Consider the following 17,386-nt stretch of genomic DNA (forward strand, 5'->3'; position numbering starts at 1 on the left):
CCCGTCATGGCGATCCGTTCAGGCTCAGAGGCTCGGAGGGTAGGTCATGAAATGGCGTACAAAACTCACGTCCTGGGTCACCTCGGCCCTGATCGTCCTGCTTGCAGTCGGGCACGCCCTCGCCGAGGAGGACGGCAAACGGTTGGCGCTGATCGTCGGCATGAGCAACTACGTCGTTGCAGGTATTCTGCCCAATGCTTCGCGCGACGCCGAAGCGTTCAAGACCTTCCTCGATGACCAGGGCTTTGAGGCCGACCTCGTGCTCAATACAAATCGCAGGGGTCTCGCCGAGGCGCTTGCGCGCTTTTCGCGCAAGATCGGCCCCAAAGACGTTGCACTGTTTTACTACGCCGGACATGGCATGCAGCTGCACGGCGATAATTTCCTTGTCGCAACCGATGCGAGGCTCGAAAGCGAATTCGACGTGCCAGCCGAAACCATGGCACTCTCCGAAATTGTCAACGCGTTGGAAAAGCGTGCGAAGATCTCGCTGATCTTCCTCGATGCCTGCCGCAACAATCCGCTCGCAGACCGGCTCAATCGCGAAGTGGAGGGCGCAAGCCGCGGTGGCGCCATCAGGGGGCTCGCACCGATTGACACACAGGGTGCAGGCACGCTCGTGGCCTTTGCCGCGGCACCCGGACAGGTCGCCGCAGACGGCACCGACGGGCACTCACCCTTTACCCGTGCGCTGATCGCCAATCTCTCCGGCCCTGGCCTTGAAATCGGCACGGCCTTCAAGCGCGTGATCCGGGAAGTACGCTCAGAGACGGACGGGAAACAGTCACCGCAGATTCTGTCTTCGCTCGATCTGGAGTTCTATCTCGGCCGCGACACAGCCGTTAGAGAGCCTGCCCATTCGGCGGCGACCACCGTGGATCTCGCCGCGCTCGACTTTGGCAAGGCGATGCGTGTCGACACCATTCGAACCTGGAAACGCTTCATCGCCAAACATGGCAGCGGCAGCTACGCCGACGCAGCCCGCCAATCCGTTCGGCGTCTCGGAGCAATTGACGACCTGCGGTCGCCATTGGTAGCGATGGCGCAGGAGCAAAAGGTGTTCGACAGCAGGGAAAAGCGTTCAAGCGCGCAAGAGGCATTGCGCAGCGAAGGGTTCGATACGGGCCAGACAGACGGGACCTTCGGTGGCCAGACGCGCCGGGCGGTAACCTCGTTTCAGACAGCCCGCGGTCTGACGCAATCCGGATTTCTCGACCAGGAGACCAGCGCCGCCCTGGGCCTGGGATTTGCTCGCGTCGACCACCAAATCCTCTCGGCTGCAATCGCACGCCGCTATGATGCCGCCGATCTCGAGGGGCTTGAGGATGCGGCAGTGGTGGCCATGGTGCGTTGCCTGTCGCCGTTGTCCTTGACCTACGGCATGTTCGACGGGCGCCTCTACGCGGCCGCCTACAATGCGCAGCAGATCAGCTGGCAGGAAGCCAAGGCGACTGCCGAACGCTGCGGCGGTCACCTTGCCACGATTGAATCCAGTGACGAAAATGCGTTCGTCGCCTCGCTGGTAAACACGGACGCCAGGTTCTTCAACAGCCTGTTCGAAGGCGGGGAACATCGCCGCGTCGGACCCTGGCTCGGGCTCGTCAACGAGAACGGCATCGGCGACGCATGGACCTGGGTGACGGGCGCCGTTGTCACCTACAGCAGGTGGTTCAGGCGACCGCCGGAGAAGGCAGGCGCTGCGACGCTATATGCGGCATATCGCGCAAACAAAGTCCCCCTGGCCGCCTACATCGATACCTGGGGAGCGCGCGATGCATTGCGGCCGGTGCCGGGGTTCATCACCGAATTCGAGTGAGTGGCTACACCACTTCCCTCAACCGCTCTGCCGTCTGCAGGTCGACGGAGACGAGTTGGGACACGCCCTGCTCGGCCATGGTCACGCCGAAGAGGCGGTTCATGCGGGCCATGGTGATCGGGTTGTGGGTGATGATGATGAAGCGGGTCTCGGTCGAGGCCGCCATCTCGTCCATCAGGTTGCAGTAGCGCTCGACATTGTGATCGTCGAGCGGTGCATCCACTTCGTCGAGCACGCAGATCGGCGCCGGATTGGTGAGGAATACCGCAAAGATCAGCGCCATCGCCGTCAGCGCCTGCTCACCGCCCGAAAGCAGCGTCATGGTCTGCGGCTTCTTGCCCGGCGGGCGAGCGAGGATTTCCAGGCCTGCCTCCAGCGGATCGTCGCTCTCGATCAGTTGCAGCTCGGCGGTGCCGCCGCCGAAGAGGTGGGTGAAGAGCCGCTGGAACTGCACGTTGACCACATCAAACGCGGCGATCAGGCGCTCGCGGCCCTCGCGGTTCAGGTTCTGGATGGCGCTCCTGAGCTTGCGGATCGCCTCGATGACGTCGTCGCGCTCCCTAAGGAGAAGAGCAAGCTTTTCGGAAAGCTCCTTCTGCTCCTCTTCTGCGCGCAGGTTGACGGCGCCAAGCCGTTCGCGTTCGATCTTCAGCCGTTCGAGTTCGCGCTCGATGTTGCGCATGTCCGGCAACGCCGCATCGACAGCGAGCCCGGTCAGGCGCATCACCTCGTGCGGCGCACAGGAGAGCGCTTCCTGGATGCGCGCTTCGATTTCGACACGGCGCTCACGGGCCGAAACCAGCCGCTCCTCTGCGCGGCCACGCTTCTCGCGCGATTCCGCCAGCTCGGAGAGCGCCGTCGCCGCCAGCCGATCCGCCTCGCGCTGGTGATTTTCGGCCTCGGCGAGAAGGTCAGCCGCCTCGCGCCGTGCCGCTTCTGCCTTCTGCAATTCGTTCATCAACGCACGGCGCTTGTCATCGAACTCGTCGGGCGCGTCGATCAGTTCTTCCACTTCGTCGCGAGCCTCGGCCTCGCGGTCACGTAGCGTGGCGATATGTTCCTCGGCGCTCGCGGCGCGCGCCTTCCAGGTCTGGCGCTCGTTGGCTATCGCGGTGATGCGTCGCTGGCGGGCCTCGTTCTCGCGCGCCAGGCCGTCATGGGCGGCACGGGCCTCGGCAACTGCGGCACGATCGGCAGCGACGTCGGCGGTCTGCGTGCGCAGTTTCAGTTCCAGCTCCGAAAGATCGGGAGCATCCGCCAGTGCGTCGTTGGCCGTCTCGATCTGCTCGGCCACTTCCTCGACCTGGACCTCGATCTGGCTGCGCGTTTCCGCCAACACCGCACGGCGGCGAGCAAGATCGCCGGAGGCGCGCTCGGCGGCAGCAAGGGCGTCACGGGCTTCAGCTAGCTGCCGCGTGATCATGCGCTGCGCATCGCGCGCAAGCCGCAGTCTTTCGTCTTCGGCGTGGATGCGTGTACCGGCGGCCGCAAGTTCGGCCTCGGCGCGGCGCAGCGCCTCTGCTGCGCCCTCGGCTTCGGCATCGAGTTCTGCCAGCCGGTTCTTCTGGGCCAGTCGCAGGGCGGCCGCACTCGGCGCCTCGGAGCCGGTCACGTGCCCGTCCCAGCGCCAGACGGAGCCCTGCTTGGTGACGAGGCTCTGGCCCGGCTTCAACAGCGGCAGCAGCCGTTCCGCGTCCGCTTCGCTTGCGACAATGCCGATCTGCTTCAGCGCGCGGGTCAGCGCATCCGGTGCTTTCACGTGCGCAATCAGCGACGTAACGCCCTCCGGCAGGCCGGCGTCGCCGGCATGATCTCCCGGGGCGCGCCAATGGGCCGGCGCGTCCGTTTCGAGCGGTGAATCGAGATCGTCGCCAAGGGCTGCGCCGAGCGCGATTTCGAAGCCTCGGTCGACCTTCATCTCCTCGACGACGGCGGGATAGGTGCCGCCCGATGCCGCTTCCAGCATCCGCCGGATCGTGCGCGCTTCGGTTTCGATGCCGTTGAGAGTAGCGCGTGAACGATCAACAGGCGGACGCGCCTCGACCTCGGCGCGGCGCGCCTCTGCCAGAGCCTCCTCGATCGCAAGCACATTGATTTCCGCTTCTTCGAGCGCGGCCTCGGCAACCTCGACTTGGCCCTGTTTCTCATGCGGATCGGGAAGTGCGGCCATCTGCCGGTTTAGCTCGTCGAGATCGCGCGACTGATCGGCGAGCTGACGCGCAAGCCGGGCCTGGCGCTCCGAGAGATCGCGCAGCGTGCGCTCGAGCTGGTTGCGACCGGCCTGTGCCTCGGCACGTTCGGCCGTCAGCCGCGCCAACAGCGCTTCGTTGCCGGCAAGCTTTTCGTTCGCCTCTTCCAGCCGCTCGCGTGCTTCCGTCGCACGGTCATCGGCCTCGGCCAGCATGTCGCTGAGTTCGGCTTCTTCTTCGTCGAGCCGCGCCAGGATGCCGGCATTGTCGACGACAAGCCTCTCTTCGCGGGCGATGTCTTCGGCAAGCTGCGCCAGACGGCGCTGCAACTCGTCGCGCCGCCTGAGGATACGGCCGGCATCCTCTTCAAGCTGCGAGCGGGCGATCTGCAGGCGTTGCAAGGCGGCGGCGAACCGCGCCTCGTTCTCGCGCAACTCCGGCAGCTTCAGGCTGGCAATCGCCTGATCCTTCGCCGCCTGCATCTGCGCTTGCGCCTTTTCCGCGACCAGCGCCGTGATCTGATTGAGCTGGCTCGTCGCCTCGGCCTCCGCCTCCTTGGCGTGCACCCAGCGGATATGGAACAGGATCGCCTCGTGCTTGCGGATATCGGCCGAAAGCATCTTGAAGCGATTGGCCTGACGCGACTGGCGCTTGAGGCTCTCGATCTGGCTTTCGAGCTGCGAGGTTACGTCGTCGAGGCGTTCAAGGTTGGTTTCCGCTGCCCGGAGGCGCAGTTCCGCCTCATGGCGGCGCGAGTGCAGTCCGGAAATGCCGGCTGCTTCTTCGAGGAGTTGCCGACGCGCCTGCGGTTTGGCGGCGATCAGCTCGCCGATACGCCCCTGCCCGACCATCGACGGCGAGCGCGCGCCCGTGGAGGCGTCGGCAAAGAGGAGCTGCACATCCTTGGCGCGCGCCTCCTTGCCGTTGATGCGGTAGACGGAGCCCTGTTCGCGCTCGATGCGGCGCGTCACCTGGATCTCGTCACTGTCGTTGAAGGCGGCCGGTGCCGTGCGATCGCCGTTGTCGAGATAGAGGCCGACTTCCGCCGTGTTGCGCGCCGGACGGTTGCCGGATCCGGAAAAGATCACGTCGTCCATGCCGGAGGCGCGCATGTTCTTGTAGGAGTTTTCCCCCATCACCCAGCGCAGCGCTTCGACGAGGTTCGACTTGCCGCAACCATTCGGTCCTACGACGCCGGTCAGGCCCCGCTCGATGATGAACTCGGTCGGTTCGACGAAGGATTTGAAGCCAAGCAGGCGGAGCTTGTTGAACTTCATGCGGGCGACGCTGGGGCGACGAGATACCCCCCTCTACAGCGCCGCGAAACGAAAAAAACGGGCGCACGGCTGCTGCCGTCGCCCGTTTTCAGGAAAAGCGAAGGATCAGAGCTTGCTGTCGATGAGGGCCGACATAACGTCAACCGACATGTCCCCCGAATAGTGCTCACCATTGACGAAGAAGGTCGGCGTCGACTGTACGCCGAAATCCTTTGCGCCCCGCTGCATGACAGAGTTCACATCATCCAGAAGTTTTTGGTTCGTCAAGCAGGCCTCGAAGCTCTCCTGTGTAAAACCGGCGAGTTTGGACATTTGCAGCAGCGCATCACGGCCGTTCTGGGCCGCGGCCCACTGCTGCTGCTGCTTGAAGAGCATGGAGATCATCGGGAAATACTGGCCTTCCGGCGCGCAACGCGCCAGCATGAAGGCGGCGGCCGCGCGCGGATCGAACGGGAATTCGCGCACGATGAAGCGGACCTTGCCGCTGTCGATGTACTTCGTCTTGATCGCTTCGAACGTGTTGTTGTGGAAGGCCGCGCAGTGCGGGCAGGTCATCGACATGTATTCGACGATGGTGACCGGCGCATTGGCTTCGCCCAGCGCCATTTCCGGCAGGACGCCCGGCTCGAGCAGCTTTGCCTGATCGACCGAGCCTTCCGAAGAAGGAAGCTCGACCTTCACGGGAGCGGAGGTCGACTGGGCGACTTCGGTGCCTGCAGCCGGCTTTGCTTCGGTGCTTGCAGGGGCCGCGGCCGTCGATGCCGTGGTGATGGCGTCCGTAGCGGGATTTGCCGCCGTCTCGCTCGCCTCGGTCGGCGCGGTTGATGCCGTTTCCTTCTTTTCGTCGCTGCAGGCAGCAAGCACCAGGGCGACGGTTGCGATGGCGGCACCGCTGAGCAGGCGTTTCGTAAGGTTCATTGCGGAAGCGGACATGAATTTGACCCGTGTTCGGAGGGATTTATGGTGTGGATTCGATATCTTGCTGCGCGCGGGGCGGCAAGTGGCCGGTCGTCAACAGAATTCAAAGAATTGTGACCGGCTGATGGCCCTACCGCCGACGCGGCGCGAGCACGGCCGTCCCAAGCCGACGCAAAGCCGCCTTCAGTTCTTCGCTCTCTATGCCCTCGACCATCGCTTCCAGCCGGCGCGCGGGCTCGCCCGAAAGTGGCTTCGGCTTGCCACGGTGTTTGTGCTGCGGCGACACGGGCTTCTGAACGATGCGCAGTTGGCCGATGGCATAGAAACCGAAGAAACCGTTGATGCGCTGGATCAGTTCGCCCTGGGCATGGGTCAGGAAGAGCGCACGTGCGCCTTCACAAGCGACCGTCAACACGCCCGGCTGGTAGCCGCCCTCACCCGAGATTTCCGAGGCGCGGCGCGGCCAGGCGATCTTCTCCGGCCGCGTGCAATCGGCGAAGCCTTCCCCGGCAATTTCGTCCCAGGAGCCGAGCAGCATGGTGTTGATGCCTGCCCGCTTGGCGAGGACGGGGTCGATCAGGCCGTTGGCGACTTCGCTGATCTGGACGACACCCTTGCGTGGCTTCTGCTCACTCACGAAAGCGACTTTCTGTATGCAACGTCGATTGAGCCTTGATGCCGCGGCTCCGCTTCGCCAAGTATAGGCCGGAAAGAGAACTCCCGGCAAATCATGCACGATTCAATCCCAGCGGCCGACGCCGCTCCCCTACTTTTGGAATGGTACGACAGGCACCACCGCGACCTGCCCTGGCGGGTCTCTCCGCCTATGGCGAGCCGAGGGATCGTTGCCGATCCCTATCACGTCTGGCTGTCGGAGGTCATGCTGCAGCAGACGACGGTCCAGGCAGTGAAGGCCTATTTCGAGAAGTTCCTGTCGCTGTGGCCGACAGTCGAGGACCTGGCGCGCGCCGAGAACGAGGACGTGATGAAGGCCTGGGCCGGGCTCGGCTATTATGCCCGTGCCCGCAACCTGAAGAAATGTGCCGAAGCCGTCGCGAACAGTCACGGTGGCCGTTTTCCCGACACGGAAGACGGGCTGAAATCCCTTCCGGGCATCGGCGACTACACCGCAGCCGCGATCGCGGCGATTGCCTTCAATCGCAAGAGCGCCGTACTCGACGGAAATGTCGAGCGGGTGATCTCGCGCCTCTATGCGATCGAAGCGCCCCTGCCGGCAGCGAAGCCCGAAATGCGGGCGCGCGTCGCCATCCTCACGCCTGATGATCGTCCGGGCGATTTCGCCCAGGCGATGATGGACCTCGGCGCGACGATCTGCACGCCGAAGCGGCCTGCCTGCTCGCTCTGTCCCTTCCGTGCGCACTGTCGCGCACTCTCGGTTGCCGATCCCGAGACCTTTCCGCGCAAGGCGCAGAAGAAAGAAAAGCCACTTCGGCGCGGCGCGGCCTTCGTCGCGATCGATGCCGACAATGCCGTCTATCTGCGCAAGCGGGTCGAAACCGGCCTTCTTGGCGGCATGACCGAGGTACCCGGCACCGACTGGACATCGCGACAGGACGGCGACACCTCGCTCGCCTCCCAACCCTTCGTTGCGCCCTGGGAAGACTGCGGAACCATCAGCCACGTCTTCACACATTTCGAGTTGCGTCTCTCCGTCTACCGCGCCAATGTCGCGCGCGCCGGAGCGGAGGGCGACGGCTGGTGGGAACCCGTTCACTCCCTCGGGGCCCAGGCGCTGCCGACGGTCATGAAAAAGGCGATCACCCAGGCGATCCCTGACGCCTTCAAGGCTGAACGCTGAAAGATCGAGCAAGGAATGCAGCTATGAGCAGCATCGATATCCGCCATATCGTCTTCGACATCGGCAAGGTGCTGATCCACTATGACCCCAACCTGCCCTATAGCCGCATCATTCCGGACGAGGCCGAGCGCGAATGGTTCTTCGCCAATGTCTGCACCCATGACTGGAACATCGAGCAGGACCGTGGCCGCCCCTGGGAGGAAGCCGAAGCGCTTTTGATCAAAGACCATCCGGAACGCGAAGAGCAGATCCGTGCGTTCCGCAAGTATTGGCAGGAGATGGTGCCGCACGCCTATGTCGAAACGGTCTCGCTGCTGGAGCGGCTGATCGCCGAAGGGCGCGACGTGACCATGCTGACCAATTTCGCCTCTGATACGTTCCGTGAGGCCCAGCAGCTCTATCCCTTCCTGACATTGCCGCGCGGCGTCACGGTTTCGGGCGACGTGAAGCTAATCAAACCCGATATTGCCATCTACGAGACGCACACCCGCACCTTCGGGCTTACCCCCTCGGCCACGCTCTTCATCGACGACAGCGTGCCGAATGTCGAAGCCGCACGGCTCGCCGGCTGGCATGCGGTACACTTCGTCGATCCGGAGAAACTGAAGGCCGACCTCGTCGCCTACGGCATCCATCCCTGACGCAGGCCGTCTCGCCGAAAACCAGCCGATGGCCAGCTAAGTTGCGGTATCGTCAGCTTTCGGCCGAAACCATGCGCCACACCACCCAGCCAGCAAGCGCTGCGACCACCAGCCAGATGCATAGGATCGCGACCAGACCGCCGCGGCTGGACGGGCGCCCCTCCTGTGCCGTCGCCCGCTCCCGAAATTCGTGCATCAGCGCCGGCGGCACGAGACGCACCGCCAACAGGATGCCGAGCGGAACGATGACCAGATCATCAAGGTAGCCGAGCACCGGAATGAAATCGGGGATCAAGTCGACCGGCGACAGCGCATAGGCCGCCACGGCGCCGGCAACGAATTTCGCTGAAAGCGGCGTTCGAGGATCTCGTGCAGCGAACCAGAGTGCTACGACGTCGCGTTTGATTTGACGCGCCCATTGCTTCACGCGCTTGAGTCGATCGGGAGAGGTCATGCGGAAGGCACCCCATGTTCGGGTGAAGACTGGTTTCTCCGAACCCTATTTCCGGACGCAAGGACTGGCAATCAGGCGAAGCTTCGTTGCCTATCGCGTCAACCCGGCAAGCGTACCGGAAACATACAAATGCCCGGAATCCCCTTTTCGAGGATTCCGGGCATTTAAAGCACTCCTTCCGGGACTGAAGGTACAAAAACCGGTCGGAGCGCTTTTCGAAGGATCCGGCGAACTGGTTGATCAGTTCAGCTTTGCCAGATCATTTCGAATGACGGTTCTGAGTTCGTCGATGGGCTTCAGGGTGTTCCCGTCTTCGAAGTGCCAGAATGTCCATCCGTTGCATGCATCAAGCCCCTGGACCTTGGCGCCCAGGCGGTGAATTGAGCCGGCCTCGCCGCCGGAAGCGACCGTGCCGTCGGCGCGGACGATCGCGCTGTAGCGGCGCTTGGCGTCCGTGAGCACCGTGCCGGGCTTGATCAGCCCGCTTTCGATCAGCGTGTTGAAGGCGACACGCGGTTCGGCCTTCTTGCCGGTCATCACCGACAGCATGGCCTTGCCGAGCGGTTCGACCGCGTCGATGCGTGCCGATGCCGCGTCGATATAATCCTGCTCGCGCTCGATGCCGACGAAATGGCGGCCGAGGCGCTTGGCGACGGCACCGGTCGTGCCGGAGCCGAAGAAGGGATCGAGCACGACGTCGCCAGGCTTGGTGGAGGCCATGAGGATACGGGCGAGCAGTGCTTCTGGCTTCTGCGTCGGATGCACCTTCTTGCCGTCGTCGCCCTTCAGGCGCTCGTGACCGGAGCAGATCGGAAACAGCCAGTCGGAGCGCATCTGCACGTCGTCATTGGCCGCCTTCATCGCATCGTAGTTGAAGGTGTAGCCCTTGGCATTTGCGTTCGGCGTCGCCCAGATCAGCGTTTCATGGGCGTTCTGGAACCGGCGACCCTTGAAGTTCGGCATCGGGTTGGTCTTGCGCCAGATGATATCGTTGAGGATCCAGAAGTGCAGGTCCTGCAGGATGGCGCCGACGCGGAAGATGTTGTGGTAGGAGCCGATGACCCAGAGCGTGCCGGTCGGCTTCAGCACGCGGCGGCAGGCGAGCAGCCAGGCGCGGGTGAAGGCGTCATAGGCCTCGAAGGAGGCGAACTGATCCCATTCGTCATCGACGGCATCGACCACCGACTGATCGGGACGGGTCAGCATGCCGCCGAGCTGGAGGTTGTAGGGCGGGTCGGCGAAAACGACGTCGACAGAATTGTCGGGAAGCGCATTGAGCGCCGCAACGCAGTCACCCTTGATGATGCTGTCGAGCCAGCCCAGCGGGCGGGTGGAACGGGAGACTTCGGCAAGCGAAACAACTGAAGACATGGACAACTCGCAAATACGCTTACTCGGAACGGACTATGGAGCTTATGGTTACCGAAGATGGTTACCAAAGCCTGAAGGCCGTTCCGAAAAAGTTCGTATTCACGCCATGTTAGTGAGAACTTTTGCAGCGGCGTTTCATTTGGCGTCGTGAAAGGTGCGGCTGTCGGCCGGCGCTTCACGGCGCTCGTTCAGCCCGTAATCACGGATGACGGAGGCGATGCGCAGGCGATAGTCGGCAAAGATGCCATGGCGTCCCGCATCCTGCGCAGCGCGATGTTCGGCGCCGTTCCGCCAAGCCTTCACCGCCTCCTCGTCGCGCCAGAAGGATAGGGACAGCACCTTGTCGGGATTGGCGAGACTCTGGAACCGCTCGATCGAGATGAAACCATCGATGTCGTCGAGCAGTGGGCGCAGATCGGCGGCAATGCCGAGATAGGTGTCGCGACAACCCTCGGCCGGCAGGACTTCGAAGATGACGGCAATCATGTTTCACTTACCTCCGGCAGGCATAGATACGTTCTTCAGGAAGATTCGCTCCTCCTTCAGGATAAACCGCTCGCGGCGGGAAAAGGCGTAATTCTCTCGGCCGAGCGGATCGGCGGCAAGCCGGGCGCGATAGGCCTCGTAAGCCGCGAGGCTCTCGATGTTGTAGACCCCGTAGGCCGTTGTCGCCGAACCCTCGTGTGGTCCGAAATAGCCGATGAGATCAGCGCCGCAGCGCGGGATCGCCTCGCCCCAGTTGCGCGAATAGGTGGCGAACTCCTCCTTCTTGAAGGGATCGATTTCGTAGCGGATGAAGCAGGTGATCATCGTCGTCTCCTTGTGGCCACGGCATTTTGCGGGCCTTCGATGAGTGGAGTATGCCCGCTTGTTCGATAGGGATGCTTCGACTACGATCGAAGTATGAAGGAAGGTCCTGACATCGCTCTCATCGGATCGCTGATCGGCGATCCCGCCCGCGCCAACATGCTGACGGCGCTGATGGCCGGCCGTGCCCTGACGGCGACCGAACTTGCGACCCACGCCGGCATCACGCTGCAGACCGCCAGTTCCCACCTTTCCAAACTCGAAGCCGGTGGCCTGCTCACCCAGCGCAAGCAGGGACGGCACCGCTATTTCCAACTCGCGGAAGACGAAGTCGGGCTGATGCTCGAGAACCTGATGGGTTTTGCCGCCAGCCGCGGCATGAACCGCCATCGACCAGGCCCTAAGGATCCGGCGCTCCGGAAGGCGCGCGTCTGCTACAACCATCTCGCCGGCGACTATGGCGTACGCATGTATGACAGCCTGATTGCCGAGAAGCAGATCGAGGTCAAAGGCGACGACCTGGCGCTGACGCCGGCCGGCCAGAGCCGGATCGAGGCGCTCGGCATCGACTATGCCGCATTGAAAAAATCCCGGCGGCCGATCTGCCGCACCTGTCTCGACTGGAGCGAGCGTCGCTCGCATCTCGCGGGATCTCTGGGCGAAGCGCTGCTGACGCTGTTCATCGACAAGGGCTGGGCAAAGCGCGAGGCCAACAGCCGCGCCATCCGCTTTACGGCCAATGGCGACAAGGCGTTTTCGGAGCTGTTCCCGCAGTAGTGGCTGCGCGTCTCAATCGACGCAATTCCGGACGGAAAACCGCTTCACACTTTTCCTGGAATTGCTTCGTAGTTAACGCAATTCCGGACGGAAAACCGTCTCACACTTTTCCTGGAATTGCTGCTAGCCGACGATCGAGAAGGCTTCGCGGGTTTCGCCGGCCGCTGTCCTCACCGGCGTCTTCCCGATCCATCCAACATGGCGTTCCAGGATCTTTGCAGCCTCGTCGCCGCGGCCTTCGCGCAAGGCTGCGAGGATCGCGCGGTGATCGTGGTCGGTGCGCGCTTCCCAGCTCGTGCGCCAGGCAGAGAAGAGAAAACGGGCGCTTGCCGCATGCAGATCGTCGATCGCGGCCAAGAGCCTCGGCATGCCGCAGGGCTGCAGGATCAATCGGTGAAAGGCGCGGTTCGCCGCTTCCCAGGAGCGCACGTCGCGCGAGGTGTCGGCGGCGACCGTCGCCGCTTCGGCCCGATCAAGGATCGCCGGCGTCAAATGCGGGATCGCATGGCGTAGAGCCAGAACCTCGAGAACCGCGCGCATCTCCGCAACCTCCCTCACCTCCTTGAGATCGAAGGAGGCGACGCGGACGCCGCGGCGCGGTTCGCTGACGGCAAGCCCCTGGGCCTCCAGCCGCCGAAAAGCCTCGCGAACGGGAACGTGGCTCGCGCCGAATTCCTCGGCGATGTGATCCTGCCGCAAGCGCTCCCCGGGCATCAAAATGCCGGAGATGATCCTCTCGGCGAGTGCCCTGCTGATGCGACTTGCAAGTGTGTCGTCCTGTTGCTTTTCCATCGCCTACAGATAGAGCCGCGATACAATACTGTCGAGCAAGCGGAACAGCGGTTTCGATAATTTCCAAAGGTTGAGCTTTCGGCCGCCTTCGTATAAAGCTCTGGCGTACGAAAGCCCCGCGCCGCGCAAGCTATCCTCCCCCTGCCTGCGGCGCCTTCTTCTCCCAGGGAACTGTTTCAAATGTCCGGTATCGATCTCATCATTTTTGATTGCGACGGCGTTCTCGTCGATTCCGAAATCATCGCTTCGGAAGTCGAAGCCGCGCTGCTCACCGAAGCGGGTTATCCGATCAGCGTCGAAGAAATGGCTGAGCGTTTTGCCGGCATGACCTGGCACAACACGCTGTTGCAGATCGAGAAGGAAGCGAGCATCCCGCTTTCCGCGTCGCTGATCGGCAAGGTAGACACCATTCTCGACGAACGTCTGGAGCGCGACGTCAAGATCATCGACGGCGTCAAGCCGATGCTGCTGCAGCTCACCCTGCCCCATTGCATCTGCTCGAACTCCACCTCGGCGCGCCTCGCCATGATGCTCGGCAAGGTCGGCATCAAGGACCACTTCGGCCCGCGCATCTACTCGGCGCGCGACCTCGGACCCGATCGCGTCAAGCCGAAGCCGGACATCTTCCTGCATGGTGCCAAGCAGATGGGCGTGGACCCGTCGCGGGTGCTGGTCATCGAGGACTCGGTGCATGGTATCCACGGCGCGCGTGCCGCCGGCATGCGCGTCGTCGGCTTCACCGGCGGCTCCCACACCTTCCCGTCGCATGCCGACAAGCTGACGGAAGCCGGCGCGGAGACCGTGATCTCGCGCATGACGGCCCTTCCGGGCGTGATCGCAGCACTTTCCGAATGGTCGGAATCGCTGACAGCCTGAGACGCCGCGGCCGACCGATTTTGCCCCCTTTCGCCCCGGCCTTCAGCCGGAGCGGGAAAGAAGCCTTCGGCCACCACGGCAGGCGTCCAATTAGGCGTCGAGGGACACGATGACACATTGCAGTCGCGTCGCGTCCCCTAGAAAATCTCCCAGGTTTTCGAAAAGCCGCGCACGAGGGCCATATCAAGCAAGCCCCATCAGGGGTATTTCTAGGAGGAAACACTATGCGTCTTTCAATGTTGACTGGCCTGACCCTGGCGGCCAGCGTCGCCTTCGGCCCGCTCGCCTTTGCCGATATCACCGTTGGCGTCATCACGCCGCTCACCGGCCCGGTCGCGGCCTATGGCGAGCAGGTGAAGAACGGGGCGGAAACGGCCGCTGAAGAGATCAACAAGGCTGGCGGCATCAACGGCGAAAAGATCGTCCTGAAGCTGCTCGACGACGCCGGCGACCCGAAGCAGGCCGTTTCGGTTGCCAACCAGGCGGCTGGCGAAGGCATCCGCTACGTGGTCGGCCCGGTGCTTTCGGGCACCTCGATGGCGGCTTCCGACGTTCTCGCCGAGAACGGCATTCTGATGGTGACGCCGACGGCAACGACGCCTGACCTCACCACCCGCGGCCTCTGGAACGTGCTGCGCACCTGCGGCCGCGACGACCAGCAGGCTGAGGTCGCCGCTGCCTATGTGGTCAAGAACCTCAAGGACAAGAAGGTCGCCGTGCTGCACGACAAGGCTCCTTACGGCAAGGGTCTCGCTGACGGCTTCAAGAAGGCGATCAACGCAGGCGGCATCACCGAGGTCGTCTATGAAGGCCTGAACCCGGGCGACAAGGACTTCAGCGCCATCGTCACCCGCCTGAAGGCCGAGAATGTCGATGTCGTCTACTTCGGTGGCTACCATCCGGAAGGCGGCCTGCTCGCACGCCAGATGCACGATCAGAGCGTGAAGGCACAGATCTTTGGCGGCGACGGCCTGTCGAACACGGAATTCTGGGCAATCGGCGGCGAAGCTGCGACCGGCACGGTCTACACCAACGCCAGCGACGCGACCCGCAACCCGGCATCAGCTCCAGCCGTCGAAGCGCTGAAGGCGAAGAACATTCCGGCCGAAGCCTTCACTCTCAACGCCTACGCCGCCGTGCAGGTGTTGAAGGCTGGCATCGAGAAGGCCGGCTCCGCCGAAGACGCGACTGCGGTTGCCACTGCGATCAAGTCCGGCGAAGCGATCGACACGGTGCTCGGCAAGCTGACCTATGGCGAAGCCGGCGACCTCACCTCGCAGGCTTTCTCGCTCTACAAGTGGGAAGGCGGCAAGAGCGTTCCGGCTGAATAAGCTAGAGCGCGATATAAAATAGAAACGCCGGGGCTTGCCCCGGCGTTTTTGTTTGCAGGCTGCAATCGCAGCTTACTTTTTCTTGCCCTTTGCCGGCGGACCTTCGTCGAAGCCGACATAGACCGTGGCGTTGGAACCGGACCCTGCCGGCAATGTCACGTCGGCCTTGGTGAAGACGAACTGCGCCGAACCGGTCGAAGGAATTTCGACCGCATGCTGCGTCAGCTCGGAATAGAGCGTCTTGTCGTCGTCGGTCGCAGCCACGCGGATCGGCATGGTGATCTTGCCGGGACCGCCGGCGGGACCGCTGACGACGCGGCCCTGGACCACGACAGTAATGGTTATCGCGCTCTCGCTCTGTACGCATTGGCGCGTCGTGTCGGCAAGAGAGGCTTGGTAGACGAGCTTCGACGGGTCGTTTTTGGCACCCTTGGCGTAGCTGGTGAACACATTTGTGCCGTCACGCAGGACGACCTGCGGGCATGCCGCCTGGACGACGGCTGGCGTCGGAGCGGTGGCGCTGCCGCCCGCATCGATCGCTCCGCCGGATTGCGTCTTGTTGCAGCCGGCGAGGACCGCGAGAAAAGATATTGCGAGAACAGGCCGGGATACTTTGCCAAACACGTTGAACAACCTCTGCTGGACCGGTTGAAACTCCTTGACCGAAATCTCGGCCGGAAGACCTTTCATGGCCTTCGGGCATCGTCTATAGCAGCGACAAACTGAAAAATCGATTGGGTCGGCGTGTCCCTTCCGAATTTTCCGAAACCTGATCTACGGTCGGAAATTGCGTCGGTGACAAGAATAGATGCAGACTTTGTCAAGGACTGACGCAATAAGACGGGCAAACCGCGGCGCCGCTTTCTAGGGTCGTCGCGATCGGCAGGTGGGACGAAGGACAATCATGGTGAAGTATATCTCGACGCGCGGCGAATCCGCTCCTCTCGGCTTCTGCGACGCGCTGCTTGCCGGTCTTGCGCGCGATGGCGGTCTTTATCTCCCCAAAGAATGGCCGAAGTTTTCCAAGAAGGAAATCCGCGGCTTGCGCGGCAAATCCTATCAGGAGATCGCGTTCGCCGTCCTCGAGCCCTTCACCAACGGCGAGATCCCGGCGGCCAAGTTCCGCGAAATGATCGACGAAGCCTACGCCACCTTCCGCCACCCGGCCGTGGCTCCGCTCGTCCAGACCGGCCCGAATGCCTTTGTCATGGAGCTGTTCCACGGCTCGACGCTCGCCTTCAAGGACGTGGCGATGCAACTGCTTGCGCGGCTAATGGACTATGTGCTGGCCGAGCGCGACGAGCGCGCCACCATCGTCGGCGCGACCTCGGGCGACACCGGCGGTGCGGCGATCGACGCCTTCGCCGGCCGCGAACGCACCGACATCTTCATCCTCTTCCCGCACGGCAAGGTTTCGCCGGTGCAGCAGCGACAGATGACGACGTCGCAGGCATCAAACGTTCACGCCATTGCCGTCAAGGGCAACTTCGACGATTGCCAGAACCTCGTCAAAGCCATGTTCAACGACGGAGCCTTCCGCGATCGCGTCAAGCTTTCGGGTGTCAACTCGATCAACTGGGCGCGCATCATGGCCCAGATCGTCTATTATTTCACCACTTCGGTCGCGCTCGGCGGGCCGGATCGCAAGATCTCCTTCACGGTGCCCACCGGCAACTTCGGCGACATCTTCGCCGGTTACGTCGCCAAGCGCATGGGCCTGCCGATCGACAAGCTGGTGATCGCCACCAACGAAAACGACATCCTCGCCCGCACGCTGAAGACCGGGCGCTACGAGATGCGCGACGTCAAGGCGACCACTGCACCGTCGATGGACATCCAGATCTCGTCGAACTTCGAACGGCTTCTGTTCGAGGTGAGCGACCGTGATCCGGGCGAAGTGCGCGCGGCAATGGACGGCCTCAAGCAGTCCGGTTCCTTCACCATTCGCGATAAGGCGCTGAAGGCCATCCGCAAGGAATTCCGCGCCGGCCGCGCCTCGGAGAAGGAAGTGGACAAGACGATCGCCAAGACGCTGGAAGAAACCGGCTATCTTCTTGATCCCCACAGCGCTGTCGGCGTCTTCGTTGCCGAGAAGTACGAGAAGCCGTCTGCTCCCATGGTGACGCTCGCCACCGCCCATCCGGCGAAATTCCCGGACGCGGTAAAATCGGCCAGTGGTATTGACCCGGCGCTTCCGACGTGGCTTGCTGACCTGATGAACAGGGAGGAGCGTTTCGATATCCTGGATGCGGACCTGAAGAGCGTCGAGACCTTTATCGGCGAGCGCACCCGTCTCCGGGGGTAAGAACGAGAAGAAA

General features: G+C 62.9%; 16 protein-coding genes. 7 read left to right on the top strand and 9 right to left on the bottom strand.

The window, feature by feature from the left end:
- Positions 1-46 precede the first annotated feature (46 nt).
- Positions 47-1,816 (top strand): caspase family protein, encoded by a 1,770-nt coding sequence (locus ASE60_RS12270; RefSeq protein WP_057250629.1) that lies wholly within the window; start codon positions 47-49, stop codon positions 1,814-1,816.
- Between the two features lie 4 nt (positions 1,817-1,820).
- On the opposite strand, the gene smc is transcribed toward ASE60_RS12270, so the two are convergent.
- The 3 genes from smc to ASE60_RS12285 form a co-directional block, all read right to left on the bottom strand.
- Entirely contained in the window at positions 1,821-5,282 is a 3,462-nt protein-coding gene (smc, locus tag ASE60_RS12275; RefSeq protein WP_057250631.1) for a chromosome segregation protein SMC, read from the bottom strand.
- A 105-nt stretch (positions 5,283-5,387) separates the two neighbouring features.
- Complete coding sequence (locus ASE60_RS12280; protein WP_057250633.1) at positions 5,388-6,215, bottom strand: DsbA family protein; 828 nt, start codon at positions 6,213-6,215, stop codon at positions 5,388-5,390.
- Positions 6,216-6,330: 115 nt separating this feature from the next.
- Positions 6,331-6,837: a DUF721 domain-containing protein gene (locus ASE60_RS12285; RefSeq protein WP_057250635.1), complete on the bottom strand. Its 507-nt coding sequence runs from the start codon at positions 6,835-6,837 to the stop codon at positions 6,331-6,333.
- A 93-nt stretch (positions 6,838-6,930) separates the two neighbouring features.
- On the opposite strand from ASE60_RS12285, the gene mutY reads away from it, so the two are divergent.
- Together mutY and ASE60_RS12295 are read left to right on the top strand one after the other, a co-directional pair.
- Entirely contained in the window at positions 6,931-8,019 is a 1,089-nt protein-coding gene (mutY, locus tag ASE60_RS12290) for an A/G-specific adenine glycosylase (RefSeq protein WP_057250637.1), read from the top strand.
- A gap of 23 nt (positions 8,020-8,042) precedes the next feature.
- On the top strand, positions 8,043-8,660 hold the full coding sequence (locus ASE60_RS12295) for an HAD family phosphatase (RefSeq protein ID WP_057250639.1): 618 nt from the start codon (positions 8,043-8,045) through the stop codon (positions 8,658-8,660).
- 52 nt (positions 8,661-8,712) lie between these two features.
- On the opposite strand, the gene ASE60_RS12300 is transcribed toward ASE60_RS12295, so the two are convergent.
- From ASE60_RS12300 to ASE60_RS12315, 4 genes are all read right to left on the bottom strand, one after another.
- Positions 8,713-9,114: a YkvA family protein gene (locus ASE60_RS12300; RefSeq protein WP_057250641.1), complete on the bottom strand. Its 402-nt coding sequence runs from the start codon at positions 9,112-9,114 to the stop codon at positions 8,713-8,715.
- A gap of 240 nt (positions 9,115-9,354) precedes the next feature.
- Positions 9,355-10,485, bottom strand: coding sequence for a site-specific DNA-methyltransferase (locus ASE60_RS12305; RefSeq protein WP_057250643.1), 1,131 nt, complete (start codon positions 10,483-10,485; stop codon positions 9,355-9,357).
- 135 nt (positions 10,486-10,620) lie between these two features.
- Positions 10,621-10,971 (bottom strand): antibiotic biosynthesis monooxygenase, encoded by a 351-nt coding sequence (locus ASE60_RS12310; RefSeq protein WP_057250645.1) that lies wholly within the window; start codon positions 10,969-10,971, stop codon positions 10,621-10,623.
- Between the two features lie 3 nt (positions 10,972-10,974).
- On the bottom strand, positions 10,975-11,295 hold the full coding sequence (locus ASE60_RS12315) for an NIPSNAP family protein (RefSeq protein ID WP_057250647.1): 321 nt from the start codon (positions 11,293-11,295) through the stop codon (positions 10,975-10,977).
- A 93-nt stretch (positions 11,296-11,388) separates the two neighbouring features.
- Between ASE60_RS12315 and ASE60_RS12320 the strand changes: the two genes are divergently transcribed.
- Positions 11,389-12,069 (top strand): winged helix-turn-helix domain-containing protein, encoded by a 681-nt coding sequence (locus ASE60_RS12320; protein ID WP_057250649.1) that lies wholly within the window; start codon positions 11,389-11,391, stop codon positions 12,067-12,069.
- Between the two features lie 123 nt (positions 12,070-12,192).
- Here the strand turns inward: ASE60_RS12320 and ASE60_RS12325 are convergent, their stop codons facing one another.
- The gene (locus ASE60_RS12325) at positions 12,193-12,861 is read right to left on the bottom strand and encodes a GntR family transcriptional regulator (protein WP_057250651.1); all 669 of its coding nucleotides are present in this window, start codon (positions 12,859-12,861) and stop codon (positions 12,193-12,195) included.
- A gap of 180 nt (positions 12,862-13,041) precedes the next feature.
- On the opposite strand from ASE60_RS12325, the gene ASE60_RS12330 reads away from it, so the two are divergent.
- Positions 13,042-13,737: an HAD family hydrolase gene (locus tag ASE60_RS12330; protein ID WP_057250653.1), complete on the top strand. Its 696-nt coding sequence runs from the start codon at positions 13,042-13,044 to the stop codon at positions 13,735-13,737.
- A 224-nt stretch (positions 13,738-13,961) separates the two neighbouring features.
- Entirely contained in the window at positions 13,962-15,068 is a 1,107-nt protein-coding gene (locus ASE60_RS12335) for an ABC transporter substrate-binding protein (RefSeq protein ID WP_057250656.1), read from the top strand.
- Between the two features lie 72 nt (positions 15,069-15,140).
- Here the strand turns inward: ASE60_RS12335 and ASE60_RS12340 are convergent, their stop codons facing one another.
- The gene (locus tag ASE60_RS12340) at positions 15,141-15,692 is read right to left on the bottom strand and encodes a hypothetical protein (RefSeq protein ID WP_057251086.1); all 552 of its coding nucleotides are present in this window, start codon (positions 15,690-15,692) and stop codon (positions 15,141-15,143) included.
- Positions 15,693-15,972: 280 nt separating this feature from the next.
- Here ASE60_RS12340 and thrC point away from each other — a divergent pair, with 280 nt between their 5' ends.
- Positions 15,973-17,373 (top strand): threonine synthase, encoded by a 1,401-nt coding sequence (gene thrC / locus ASE60_RS12345; protein WP_082615823.1) that lies wholly within the window; start codon positions 15,973-15,975, stop codon positions 17,371-17,373.
- Positions 17,374-17,386: the final 13 nt, after the last annotated feature.

It is taken from the genome of Ensifer sp. Root278, from assembly GCF_001429285.1.
Lineage (GTDB): Bacteria > Pseudomonadota > Alphaproteobacteria > Rhizobiales > Rhizobiaceae > Ensifer.